The organism is Streptomyces sp. NPDC086023 (assembly GCF_044540325.1).
Classification (GTDB): domain Bacteria; phylum Actinomycetota; class Actinomycetes; order Streptomycetales; family Streptomycetaceae; genus Streptomyces.
Genome location: NZ_JBITRX010000009.1, coordinates 25,716 through 38,115 on the forward strand (window position 1 = coordinate 25,716; position 12,400 = coordinate 38,115).

Below are 12,400 nucleotides of genomic sequence, written 5' to 3' on the forward strand. Positions count from 1 at the left end.
ACTGTGATCCCCGGCGAAATCCTCCTCGGAGAGGGCCCCGTGCCCCTGAACGCGGGCCGACCGGTCACCCGGCTCACCGTGCTCAACACCGCCGACCGGCCCGTACAGGTCGGCTCCCACTACCACTTCGCCGAGGCCAACCCCGGGCTCGGCTTCGACCGCGCCGCGGCGCGCGGACTGCGGCTGAACGTCGCGGCGGGCACCGCCGTGCGCTTCGAGCCGGGCATCCCGGTCGAGGTGCAGCTCGTACCGCTGGCCGGGCTGCGCACCGTACCCGGGCTGCGCGGCGAGACGGGGGGACCCCTCGATGGCTGAACTGACCCGGCAGGCCTACGCCGACCTCTACGGGCCCACCACCGGCGACCGCATCCGGCTCGCCGACACCGACCTGCTCGTCGAGATCGAGGAGGACCGCTGCGGCGGCCCCGGCCGCGCGGGCGACGAGGCGGTGTTCGGCGGCGGCAAGGTGATCCGCGAGTCGATGGGCCAGGCCAGGACCACCCGGGCGGAGGGCGCGCCCGACACCGTGATCACCGGCGCCGTCGTCCTCGACCACTGGGGCGTCGTCAAGGCGGACGTCGGCCTGCGCGACGGCCGGATCACCGGCATCGGGAAGGCCGGCAACCCGGACACCATGGACGGCGTGGACCCGGCCCTGGTCATCGGCCCCGAGACCGAGATCATCTCGGGCAACGGGAAGATCCTCACCGCCGGTGCCATCGACGCGCACGTCCACTTCATCTCGCCGACCATCCTCGACGAGGCGCTCGCCTCCGGCATCACCACCCTCGTCGGCGGCGGCACCGGCCCCGCCGAGGGCACCAAGGCCACCACCGTCACGCCGGGGCCCTGGCACCTCGCCCGGATGTTCGCCGCCCTCGACGCCCACCCGGTCAACATCGGCCTGCTCGGCAAGGGCAACACCACCTCCCGGGAGGCCATGCACTCGCAACTGCGGGGCGGCGCACTCGGGTTCAAGATCCACGAGGACTGGGGGGCCACGCCCGCGGTCATCGACGCCTGCCTGGGCGTGTGCGAGGAGACCGGCGCCCAGCTGGCCGTGCACACCGACACCCTCAACGAGGCGGGCTTCGTCGGCGACACCCTCGCCGCGATCGGCGGACGGACCATCCACGCGTACCACACCGAGGGTGCGGGCGGCGGGCACGCGCCCGACATCATCACGGTGGTCTCCGAGGCCAACGTGCTGCCGAGCTCGACCAACCCGACCCGGCCGCACACCGTCAACACCGTCGAGGAGCACCTCGACATGCTGATGGTCTGCCACCACCTCAACCCCGCGGTGCCCGAGGACCTCGCCTTCGCCGAGTCCCGGATCCGGCCCGCGACCATCGCCGCCGAGGACGTGCTGCACGACCTCGGCGCCATCTCGATCATCTCCTCCGACTCCCAGGCCATGGGCCGGGTCGGCGAGGTGATCCTGCGGACCTGGCAGACCGCCCACGTGATGAAGCGCCGCCGCGGCGCCCTGCCCGGAGACGGGCGGGCCGACAACCACCGGGCCCGCCGCTACGTCGCCAAGTACACGATCAACCCGGCCGTCGCCCAGGGCCTGGCCCGCGAGATCGGCTCGGTCGAGGCCGGCAAGCTCGCCGACCTGGTGCTCTGGGAGCCCGCGTTCTTCGGCGTCCGCCCCCAGCTGGTGATCAAGGGGGGCCAGATCGCCTACGCGCAGATGGGCGATGCCAACGCCTCGATCCCCACCCCGCAACCGGTGCTGCCGCGCCCCATGTTCGGGGGGCACGGGCGGGCCCCCGCCCGCAACTCGGTCAACTTCACCGCACCGGCGGCGCTGGCCGACGGACTGCCCGAACGGCTCGGACTGGGCAAGGAGTTCGTGGCCATCGACAGCACTCGCGGGGTCACCAAGGCGGACATGCGGGAGAACGACGCCCGTCCGCGGGTGGAGGTCGATCCCGACACCTTCACGGTGACGATCGACGGCGAGGCCGTGGAACCGGCTCCGGCCGTCGAACTGCCCATGGCCCAGCGGTACTTCCTCTTCTGAGCAGGAAGGGACCGACGGGTATGACGACCACGACGGCGACCTCGCCCACGGCCGCGCCCCGGGAAGCAGCCTCGCCCACGGCCGCGCCCACGCCCACGGCCGCGCCCGCCGGTGGCCGGGCCGCCCTCCTGCTGCTGGCGGACGGGCGGTTTCCGGCGGGCGGCCACGCCCACTCCGGGGGCGCCGAGGCCGCGGTCAAGGCCGGGCGGATCCGGGACGCCGCCACCCTGGAGGACTTCTGCCGGGGCCGGCTCCACACCGCGGGACTCGTCGCCGCCGCCCTCGCGGCCGCCGGGGCCCTCGGGATCGACCCCGCGGAGCTCGACGCCGCGGCGGACGCCCGTACCCCCGCGCCCGCCCTCCGGACCGCCGCCCGCCGGCTGGGCCGCCAGCTCACCCGGGCCGCGCGCTCCGTCTGGCCCGGCGACCCCGGTCTGGAGGCGCTGGCGGCCGCGTACCCCAGGGGCGCCCACCAGCCGGTGGTCCTGGGCCTGGCCGCCCGCGCCGCGGGGCTGGGCCCGCTCGACGCCGCGCACGTGGCCGCGTACGAGAGCACCGGGGGACCGGCCACGGCGACCGTACGGCTGCTCGGCCTCGACCCCTTCGAGGCCACCGCCGTCCTGGCCCGCCTCACCCCCGAACTCGACGAGGTCGCCGAGCGCGCCACCGCCGCCGCGCACCGCGCACGCCGGGCCGGCACCGGCGCCCTGCCCGCCGCGTCCTCGCCCCTGCTGGAAATCGGCGCGCAGGCCCACGCCGCCTGGCCGGTACGGCTGTTCGCCTCCTGACCGTCCGCCGCCCGCCGGCCGGCACCCCGCCACCCGACCCATCCGACCTGGAGCCCCCATGCACCTCGACCACGCCGAGACCTACCCCCCGCGCCACACCCACGGCGCCCCTCCCGTGCGCGGCGACGGACGCCGCCGCGCCCTGCGCATCGGACTGGGCGGCCCGGTCGGCTCGGGCAAGACCGCCACCGTCGCCGCCCTCTGCCGGGCGCTGCGCGAGGAGTTCTCCCTCGCCGTGGTCACCAACGACATCTACACGCGCGAGGACGCCGACTTCCTGCTGCGCGCCGCCGTCCTGCCGCCCGAGCGGATCGCCGCCGTGGAGACGGGGGCCTGCCCCCACACCGCCATCCGCGACGACATCTCCGCCAACCTCGAAGCGGTGGAGGACCTGGAGGACGCGGTCGGCCCGCTGGACCTGGTGCTCGTGGAGTCCGGCGGGGACAACCTCACGGCCACCTTCTCCAAGGGCCTCGTCGACGCGCAGATCTTCGTGATCGACGTCGCGGGCGGGGACGACATCCCGCGCAAGGGCGGCCCCGGCGTCACGACCTCCGACCTCCTCGTGGTCAACAAGACCGATCTCGCCCCGTACGTCGGCTCCGATCTCGGCCGGATGGCCGAGGACGCCCGGGCCCAGCGCGGTGAACTCCCGGTCGCGTTCACCTCGCTGGCCGCCGAGGACGGCGTCGCCCCGGTCGCGGCCTGGGTACGGGAGCGGCTGGCCGCCTGGACCGCCCTCGCCGCATGACCGCCCGCCTGGCCGCCCCCGGTCTCCGTGCCACCGCCCGGATCACCGCCACCGCCGACGGGCGCGGCGGCACCGCGCTCCCCGAGCTCCACGGCGAGGGACCCCTGGCGCTCCGCCGCACCCGCTCCACCGGCACCGGCGCCCGCGTCACCCTGGTCGGTGCCATGAGCGCCCCGCTGGGCGGCGACCACCTCGCGGTCGAGGCCACCGTCGGCCCGGGCGCCGACCTCACCGTCACGTCCGCCGCCGCCACCCTCGCCCTCCCCGGCCGCACCGGCGCGCCCGCCCGCTACGACGTGCGCCTGGGCGTCGCCGACGGGGCGGTGCTCCACTGGCTCCCCGAACCCCTGGTCTCCGTGCGCGGCAGCCGGCTGCACGCCACCACCCGGGCCGAACTCGCCCCCACCGCCCGCCTGCTGCTGCGCGAGGAGCAGGTGCTCGGCCGCGCCGGGGAGCCGCCGGGGCTGCTCACCAGCAGGCTCACGGTGACGCTGGGCGGCCGGCCGCTGCTGGACCAGGAACTGTCGTGCGGGCCGGGCGCTCCCGGCGGCTGGGACGGACCCGCGGTCCTCGGCGGGCACCGCGCCCTGGGCCAGCTGCTCGTCGTACGGCCCGAGTTCGCGGCCGCCCCGCCCGCCCCGGCCCTGCTCGGCGAGTCCGCGGCCGTCACCCCGCTCGCCGGGCCGGCGGTGCTGGTCACCGTGCTGGCCGCGGACGGGCTGCAGCTGCGGCGGCTGCTGGACGAGGCCTGCCGCACGTACGCCGGCTGATGCGGGGCCGTGCACGGGGGCCCGGCCGGGGCGTCAACTGCCGTACCGCTCAGCGGTACACGCCGGTCCGGTTATCGGCTTGGTAAAGAACGGCCCGTCACTCTGTTGCCGGGGACCTCACAGACGACAGGATCCATCTGCAGTCAGACACAAGACGGCCACAAAACGGTCGCACATGACGCAGGGGGATTTACACGTGATACGCACAGCGGTGCTCGGCAGCGCGGGCACTCTGATAGCGGGCACGCTCATCGCGGGTGCCGTCGTGGCACCGTCGGCCGCGGCCGACACCCAGACCCAGAGCGGAACGACCACCTCCGCGGCTCGTGGCACGGCGATCGCCGCCGCCCGCGCCGCCCGCAAGGGCATCGACTGGAAGGCCTGTCCGGCCGACTGGGGCTTCGAGGCCCCGATCCAGTGCGGCTTCGTCAAGGTCCCGCTGGACTACACCAAGCCGTACGGCAAGCAGATCGAGCTCGCCGTCGACCGCATCGGCAACACCGGCACCAAGGCCGAGCGCCAGGGTGCCCTCCTCTACAACCCCGGCGGCCCCGGCGGTTCCGGCATGCGCTTCCCGCGCCGCGTGACCACCAAGGCCCCGCTGTGGGTGAACACCTCGAAGGCGTACGACTTCGTGGGCTTCGACCCGCGCGGAGTGGGCCACTCCACCCCGATCTCCTGCATCGACCCGCAGGAGTTCGTCAAGGGCCCGAAGATGGACCCGGTCCCGGACACCGAGGCCGACAAGCGCGCCCAGCGCAAGCTCGCCGCCGAGTACGCGGACGGCTGCAAGGAGCGCAGCGGCTGGATGCTGCCGCACATGACCACGCCGAACACCGCGCGCGACATCGACGTGATCCGCGCCGCCCTCGGCGAGAAGAAGCTCAACTTCCTCGGCGTCTCGTACGGCACCTACATCGGCGCCGTCTACGCGGAGCTGTTCCCGACGCACGTGCGCCGCATGATCGTCGACAGCGTCGTGAACCCGTCGAAGGAGAAGATCTGGTACCAGGCCAACCTGGACCAGGACGTCGCCTTCCAGATGCGCTGGAACGACTGGAAGAAGTGGGTCGCGAAGAACGACGCCACCTTCCACCTCGGCGACACCTCCGCCAAGGTCGAGGCGCAGTGGCTGAAGCTCCGCGCCGAGGCCAAGAAGGCCCCTCTCGGCGGCAAGGTCGGTCCGGCCGAGCTGATCGGCTTCTTCCAGAGCGCCCCGTACTACGACTCCGCCTGGGTGCCGGTCGCCCAGACCTGGGCCGACTACGTGGCGGGCAACAAGCAGGGCCTCATCGACGCGGCCGCCGCGGACATGACGGACATCGCCGGCAACAAGGCCGCGGAGAACGGCAACGCCGTCTACACCGCCGTCGAGTGCGCCGACGCCAAGTGGCCCACCGCCTGGAGCGTCTGGAACCGCGACAACACCAAGCTCCACAAGGACTACCCGTTCATGACCTGGGCGAACGCCTGGATGAACCTCCCCTGCGCCACCTGGGGCGCCAAGCAGTCCACCCCGGTCGAGGTGAAGGTCAACAGCGGTCTCCCGGCCGTCCTGATCGTCCAGTCCACCCGTGACGCGGCCACCCCGTACGAGGGTGCCGTCGAGCTGCACAAGCGCCTCGCCGGCTCGCGCCTGATCACCGAGAAGGGTGCCGGCTCGCACGGTGTCACCGGTCTGGTGAACCCCTGCATCAACAGCCGCGTGGACGACTACCTGCTCAACGGCAAGATCGACGTGCGTGACGTGACCTGCGCCCCGCACGCCGCCCCGGTGGTCCCCACCGCCGCCAAGGCCCGCGCCGAGGCCAAGGCCCTGGCCGGCGCCGACCTGCCGGCCGTCCGCTAGTACAGAATCCGGACCCGGGCATCCGCATCCCGGATGCCCGGCAGTCCGTCAACGGTGAGGAAGGCTCAGCGCGACCTGCGCTGGGCCTTCTTCGCTTCCTCGGCCTCGGCCTTGACGACGGTCGCGTACCGGTCGACGTACTCCTGCCCCGACAGGCCCAGGATCGCGTACATGATCTCGTCGGTGACCGCCCGCAGCACCGCCTTCTCGCCCTCCATCCCGGCGTACCGGGAGAAGTCCAGCGGCTCCCCGAACCGGATGGTGACCCGCCGGATCCGCGGCACCACCTGGCCGGGCGGCTGGATCTCGAAGGTGCCGACCATCGCGCAGGGGATCACCGGCACCCCCGCCGTGAGGGCCATCGCGGCCACCCCGACCTTCCCCTTGTACAGCCGCCCGTCGTGCGAGCGCGTGCCCTCGGGGTAGATCCCCAGCAACTCGCCCCTGGCCAGCACCCCCAGTCCTTCGCGGAGAGCGGCCTGCCCGGCCTCCTTGCCCGACCGGTCCACCGGGATCTGCCCCGCGCTGCGGAAGAACGCCGCAGTCAGCCGGCCCTTGACCCCGGGGCCCGTGAAGTACTCGGCCTTGGCCAGGAACGTGATCCGGCGCTTGAGGATCGCGGGCATCAGGAAGTGGTCGGAGAACGACAGGTGGTTGCCCGCGACGATCGCCGCACCCTCCTCCGGGATGTTCTCCAGTCCCTCGATGCGCGGACGGAACAGCAGCCGCAGCAGCGGCCCCAGCAGCACGTGCTTGAGCAGGTGGTAGAACACGCGGTAGCCCCCTAACGGCCCGGAAGCGACCACTCTAAGAGCGGGGACCGCGCAGGGTAAGCACCCGGCGACACGGGGTGGCACCCGCCGGTGGCCGGCCGGGGCGGGGGCGCGAGGTCAGGAGCTGCGGGAGGCGGCCACGCCCGCCGTCAGGAGCGCCAGGACGATCCACGCGAACCAGAGCCACCCGTTGCTGCCGATGGTGGCCGAGTAGGCGGAGATCACCACGAGGGCCCCCACGAGGAGCACGGCCATCGCCTTCAAGGATCCGGACATACCCCCATCGTGGGGCCTGGACCGCCGGAAGCGCCACCGACGCGGCCCTCCGGCCGGGCCGCCGGCCCACCGGGTGCCGTCAGCGGCCGCGCGCCTGGAGCGAGGCGAGGTACGCGTTGTACGCCTCCAGCTCCTTGTCGCCGTCCCGGTCGGCGGCGCGGTCGGCCCGCTTGGCCTGGCGCTGCTCCGAGCGGTACCACTGGAAGATCAGCGCGATCAGCACCAGCACCGAGGGGATCTCGCTGAACGCCCAGGCGATGCCGCCGGCCGCGGTCTGGTCGGACAGGGCCTCGATGCCGAGGGAGGCCGGCGGGTTCGCGTACGTACCGACCATCGGCTCGCTCGCCATCATCAGCGCGATGCCGAAGAAGGCGTGGAACGGCATGCCGGCGAACAGCTCCAGCATCCGCATGATGTAGCCGGGCCGGTGCGGGCCCGGGTCCACGCCCATGATCGGCCAGAAGAACACCAGGCCCACCATCAGGAAGTGCACCATCATCGCGATGTGCCCGGCCCTGCTGCCCATCAGGAAGTCGAACAGCGGCGTGAAGTACAGGCCGTACAGCGAGGCGATGAACATCGGGATCGTGAACACGGGGTGGGTGATCACCCGCATGTACCGGCTGTGCAGCAGCATCAGCAGCAGCTCGCGCGGCCCCTTGCGGCCCCGCCCCGCCGGCGGCAGCGCCCGCAGCGCCAGCGTCATCGGCGCGCCCAGCAGCAGCAGGATCGGCGACAGCATCGAGATGACCATGTGCTGCACCATGTGGACGCTGAACATCACCATGCCGTAGTCGTTCAGCATGGTGTTCATCACCAGCGCCACGCTCAGCACGCCGGCCGCCCACGCGACCGTGCGGCCCGCCGGCCAGGCGTCCCCGCGGCGGCGCAGCCGCAGCACGCCCCACCCGTAGAGGCCGAGCCCCAGGAGACACGCGATCAGGAAGAAGGGGTCGGAGGAGAACTCCAGCCCCCGCCCCAGGGTGAACGGCGGGAGGTCCATGGTCATGCCGTCCATGCCGTGCCCGCTGTGGTCCATGTGTTCACTCCTGGAGGTGGGCCCTCGTGGGGCCCCGTGTGGTGGTGCCTGTGGTGCCCCACCACACTAGACCCGCCCCCGGACGCCGAAGCGGCCGGGGGCGGGTCTGTACGGATTGATCACATCACAGTACGTTCTGCGCCTCGGCGTACCGTTCGGCCGGGACGGTCTTCAGCGCGGCCGTCGCGTCCGCCAGCGGCACCATCTCGATCTCGGTGCCGCGCAGGGCGGTCAGCATGCCGAACTCGCCGCGGTGCGCGGCCTCCACCGCGTGCCAGCCGAAGCGGGTGGCGAGCACCCGGTCGTACGCGGTGGGCGTGCCGCCGCGCTGCACGTGGCCCAGGATGACCGGCCGCGCCTCCTTGCCCAGGCGGCGCTCCAGCTCGACGGCGAGGATGTTGCCGATGCCCGCGAAGCGCTCGTGGCCGTAGATGTCCGTACCGCCCGACGCGAACTCCATCGTGCCCTCCAGCGGCTTGGCGCCCTCGGCGACGACGACGATCGCGAACCGCTTCCCGGCGGAGAAGCGCTCGCCGACGATCTTCGTGAGCTCCTCGATGTCGAAGGGCCGCTCCGGCACGACGATGGCGTGGGCGCCCGCGGCCATGCCCGAGTGCAGGGCGATCCAGCCGGTGTGGCGGCCCATCACCTCGACGACCATGACCCGCTGGTGGGATTCGGCGGTGGTCTTCAGGCGGTCGAGTGCCTCGGTGGCCACGCCCACGGCGGTGTCGAAGCCGAAGGTGACGTCGGTCGAGGAGATGTCGTTGTCGATGGTCTTCGGCACGCCGACGATGGGCAGTCCGGCCTGCGAGAGCAGGTTGGCCGCCTTGAGGGTGCCCTCGCCGCCGATCGGGATGATGGCGTCCAGACCGAGGTCCGCGACGTGCCCGCGGGCGCGCTCCACGCCGTCGCGCAGGTGCGCGGGCTGGACCCGGGAGGAGCCGAGGATCGTTCCGCCGCGGGCCAGGATGCCGGCGACGGCGTCCAGGTCCAGCTTGCGGTGGTCGCCCTCCAGCAGGCCCTTCCAGCCGTCGTGGAAGCCGATGACCTCGTCGCCGTGGTCGACGACGGCGCGGTGGACGACGGAGCGGATGACGGCGTTCAGGCCGGGGCAGTCGCCGCCGGAAGTGAGCACACCAATGCGCATGGCAGGAAAAACCTTTGCAACGTGGGCCGACGACCGGACCACGTCGTCCGGTTGGAACTACCGCCACCCTACAAGCGGATCGGCGCTGGACTGAACCATGCTCCAGATTCCGGGCAGGTGTATGTGGAGGAAACTCCGACGAGCGTCGAGGTGCCCAGAAGAGCGCCCGAATTGGGGGGAAACGACCGACGGCCGGGACCCCTCCAGGAGGTGTCCCGGCCGTCGGGCCGTGTCGCGTCCGGGCGGGCCGCCCGGCAGGTCAGGCAGGCTGCGTGGCCGCCGCGATGCGCTCGGCGCGCAGCGCCTCGTACCAGCGGTCGTCGACCGGCGGCAGCGCGTTCACGTCGAGGGCCAGCTTGAGCAGCAGGTCCGCGATCTGCGGGTTGCGGGCCATCACGGGGCCGTGCATGTACGTGCCGAAGACGGTGTCGTTGTACGCGCCCTCGGTGCCGTCCCCGGTGCCGTTGCCGCGGCCCAGGCGGACCTGGGCGAACGGGCGGGCGGTCGGGCCGAGGTGCGTGACGCCCTGGTGGTTCTCGAAGCCGGTGAGCTGCGGGAGGTTCAGGTTCGGGTCGATGTCCGCGAGGACGTCGCCGACGCACCGCTCGCCCTCGCCGCGCACCGTGACCACGTCGAGCAGGCCGAGGCCCTCCTGGCGCTGGCCCTGGTCGTTGACGAACTCCTGGCCCAGGATCTGGTACCCGGCGCACACCGAGAAGACGATCGCGCCGTTGGACACCGCGCGCTGGAGGCCGCCGTCGCGCAGCAGCCGCTCGGCGGCCAGCCGCTGGGGCCGGTCCTCGCCGCCGCCGATCAGGTAGATGTCACCGGAGGTGGGCACCGGCTGGTCGCTGCGCACGTCGAGGCGCTGGACGTCCAGGCCCCGCTGGCGGGCGCGGCGCTCGACGACGAGGGCGTTGCCCTGGTCTCCGTACGTGCTGAGCAGGTCCGGGTAGACCCACACCAGACGCAGGCTGTTGTCGCTCATGCTCATGTGTCCTTGAGGGTGCTAGTTGCCGACGCGGCGGCGGACGTCCTGGAAGGCGGTGTAGTTCGCGATGAGCTCGATCTGTCCGGGCGGCGCGAGCTGCACGGCCTCGTCGAGGGTCTCGCAGACCCGGAAGTCCACGCCCGCGACCTCCAGGCGCACCGCGAGGTCCAGCTTGCGGTCGCCGATCACGAAGATCGGGTGGCCGGCCAGGCGTCCGTAGTCCACGTCCCACAGCCAGGAGGTGTCGGTGCCGTCGGCGCCGCGCGCGTTCACCGAGAGGATCACCGGCGTCGGCGGCGGGTCGATGAGGGAAAACGTTTCGAGCCAGCCCGCGGGGTTCTTCGCGAGCAGTAGGCGCACCTGCCGGCCCAGGAACTCGACCACGTCGTAGCGGCCTGCCACGGCCTGCACCTGGTACATGCGCTCCAGCGCGACCTGCGGCGGGACGCCGAAGACGGCGGCGACGGCGGCCGAGGTGGCGGCGTTGGACTTGTTCGCGCGGCCCGGCAGCTGGAGGTGGATGGGCCAGGCGCTGCCGTGCGGGTCGAGTACGTGGTCGCCGCTGAGGGCCCAGCTCGGGGTCGGGCGGCGGAAGCCGCACTCGCCGCAGAACCAGTCGTCGCCCGGGCGCTGCATCACGCCGCCGCAGGAGGGGCACGACCAGGCGTCGTCCTTCCACTCCTGGCCGGCGGCCACCCACACCACGTTGGGGGAGGAGGAGGCGGCCCACACGATCAGCGGGTCGTCGGCGTTGGCCACGACCACGGCCTTGGTGCCGGCCAGGCCCTCGCGCCACTTCTCCGCCAGCATGCGGGTCTCGGCGGCGCGGTCGAGCTGGTCGCGCGAGAGGTTCAGCAGCGCGATCGCCTTGGGCGTGGTGTCCTTGGCCACACCGGCCAGGTACTTCTCGTCCACCTCGATGACGCCGTACTTGGCGTCCGAGCCGCCCGCCAGGGCGGAGGTGATGCCCGCGGGCATGTTCGCGCCGAGCGCGTTGGAGACGACCGGGCCGCTGGCCCGCAGGGCCTCCGCGATCAGCCGGGTCGTCGTGGTCTTGCCGTTCGTCGCCGAGACGAGGACGACGTCGAGGTGCTGCGCCAGCCGTCCCAGCAGATCGGGGTCGAGCTTGAGGGCGACCCTGCCTCCGATCACCGATCCGCTGCCCCGCCCCGCGGCCCGCGACACCGCCGCCGCGGCCTTGCCCGCCGTCACGGCCAGCTTGGCCCGCGGCGAAAGCGGCTCCGTGTTGCCTGCCATCGTCCCTGCTCCTCCTTGCGTCGGTCCGGGCTCAGCCTATCCAGATCCGGCCAGGGCCCCGACCAGGCGCCCTTGTGGATCCCTCATATATTCGCCCGACGTACCCTTACGGCCATGCGACAGCGCCCGATCCCCGGCACGTCCGGTCTCGTCCGCACCATGAGCCTGCTGGGCGATCCGGTGCTCCACTCCGCGTGCGCGGAGGTCACCGAGTTCGGCCCCGCCCTCGACCGGCTGGTCGAGGACATGTTCGCCACGATGTACGCCGCCCAGGGCGTGGGGCTCGCGGCCAATCAGATCGGTGTCTCCCAGCGGGTGTTCGTCTACGACTGCCCCGACGACGATGATGTGCGGCACGTGGGGCACGTCGTCAACCCCCGGCTGGTCGAGACGGGCGGGATCGAGCTGCGCGGCCCGGAGGGCTGCCTGTCCCTGCCCGGCCTGGAGGCCGGGACGGTCCGCTTCGACCACGCCGTCGTCGAGGGGGTCACCACCGACGGCCGGCCGGTCCGGGTGGCGGGCACCGGGTTCTTCGCCCGCTGCCTGCAGCACGAGTGCGACCACCTCGACGGCACGGTGTACGCGGACCGCGTCACCGGCTTCCGGGCCCGCCGGCTGCGCCGGCAGATCGCCCGGGCGCCCTGGGGCCGCGCCTGAGGCGCCGCGGCGCAGGGTGCCCCGGGGCCCGGCGGGGGCGGGGCCGGGAGTCCCCGGCCCCGCCGGAATC

The 12,400-nt window shown here is 73.0% G+C and carries 13 protein-coding genes; 7 read left to right on the forward strand and 6 right to left on the reverse strand.

Going from position 1 to position 12,400, the window contains the following annotated elements:
• The first annotated feature begins 3 nt into the window (after window positions 1–3).
• From ACIF6F_RS18930 to ACIF6F_RS18955, 6 genes are all read left to right on the forward strand, one after another.
• Entirely contained in the window at window positions 4–315 is a 312-nt protein-coding gene (locus ACIF6F_RS18930) for an urease subunit beta (protein ID WP_399947914.1), read from the forward strand.
• Window positions 308–2,029, forward strand: coding sequence for an urease subunit alpha (locus tag ACIF6F_RS18935; protein ID WP_399947916.1), 1,722 nt, complete (start codon window positions 308–310; stop codon window positions 2,027–2,029). The genes ACIF6F_RS18930 and ACIF6F_RS18935 overlap by 8 nt, the downstream gene beginning before the upstream one ends.
• A 20-nt stretch (window positions 2,030–2,049) precedes the next feature.
• A complete protein-coding gene (locus ACIF6F_RS18940) occupies window positions 2,050–2,817 on the forward strand; it encodes an urease accessory protein UreF (RefSeq protein WP_399947918.1) in 768 nt (255 codons plus the stop codon).
• Window positions 2,818–2,875: 58 nt separating this feature from the next.
• Window positions 2,876–3,568, forward strand: a complete 693-nt coding sequence (gene ureG / locus ACIF6F_RS18945) for an urease accessory protein UreG (RefSeq protein WP_399947919.1) — start codon at window positions 2,876–2,878, stop codon at window positions 3,566–3,568.
• A complete protein-coding gene (locus ACIF6F_RS18950) occupies window positions 3,565–4,338 on the forward strand; it encodes an urease accessory protein UreD (RefSeq protein ID WP_399947921.1) in 774 nt (257 codons plus the stop codon). The genes ureG and ACIF6F_RS18950 overlap by 4 nt, the downstream gene beginning before the upstream one ends.
• Window positions 4,339–4,534: 196 nt before the next feature.
• The gene (locus ACIF6F_RS18955) at window positions 4,535–6,187 is read left to right on the forward strand and encodes an alpha/beta hydrolase (protein WP_399947923.1); all 1,653 of its coding nucleotides are present in this window, start codon (window positions 4,535–4,537) and stop codon (window positions 6,185–6,187) included.
• 65 nt (window positions 6,188–6,252) lie between these two features.
• On the opposite strand, the gene ACIF6F_RS18960 is transcribed toward ACIF6F_RS18955, so the two are convergent.
• The 6 genes from ACIF6F_RS18960 to ACIF6F_RS18985 form a co-directional block, all read right to left on the reverse strand.
• Entirely contained in the window at window positions 6,253–6,960 is a 708-nt protein-coding gene (locus ACIF6F_RS18960; RefSeq protein WP_399947925.1) for a lysophospholipid acyltransferase family protein, read from the reverse strand.
• 117 nt (window positions 6,961–7,077) lie between these two features.
• Window positions 7,078–7,236 carry a hypothetical protein gene (locus tag ACIF6F_RS18965; RefSeq protein WP_399947927.1) on the reverse strand — a complete coding sequence of 53 codons (159 nt, stop codon included), beginning with the start codon at window positions 7,234–7,236 and terminating at the stop codon, window positions 7,078–7,080.
• A 79-nt stretch (window positions 7,237–7,315) separates the two neighbouring features.
• The gene (locus ACIF6F_RS18970) at window positions 7,316–8,275 is read right to left on the reverse strand and encodes a cytochrome c oxidase assembly protein (protein WP_399947929.1); all 960 of its coding nucleotides are present in this window, start codon (window positions 8,273–8,275) and stop codon (window positions 7,316–7,318) included.
• A gap of 124 nt (window positions 8,276–8,399) precedes the next feature.
• Window positions 8,400–9,425, reverse strand: coding sequence for a 6-phosphofructokinase (locus tag ACIF6F_RS18975; RefSeq protein ID WP_399947930.1), 1,026 nt, complete (start codon window positions 9,423–9,425; stop codon window positions 8,400–8,402).
• A gap of 259 nt (window positions 9,426–9,684) precedes the next feature.
• The gene (locus ACIF6F_RS18980) at window positions 9,685–10,413 is read right to left on the reverse strand and encodes a type 1 glutamine amidotransferase (RefSeq protein ID WP_399947932.1); all 729 of its coding nucleotides are present in this window, start codon (window positions 10,411–10,413) and stop codon (window positions 9,685–9,687) included.
• A gap of 21 nt (window positions 10,414–10,434) precedes the next feature.
• Window positions 10,435–11,673, reverse strand: coding sequence for a MurT ligase domain-containing protein (locus tag ACIF6F_RS18985; RefSeq protein ID WP_399947934.1), 1,239 nt, complete (start codon window positions 11,671–11,673; stop codon window positions 10,435–10,437).
• A 114-nt stretch (window positions 11,674–11,787) separates the two neighbouring features.
• On the opposite strand from ACIF6F_RS18985, the gene def reads away from it, so the two are divergent.
• A complete protein-coding gene (gene def / locus ACIF6F_RS18990; RefSeq protein WP_399947936.1) occupies window positions 11,788–12,330 on the forward strand; it encodes a peptide deformylase in 543 nt (180 codons plus the stop codon).
• Window positions 12,331–12,400: the final 70 nt, after the last annotated feature.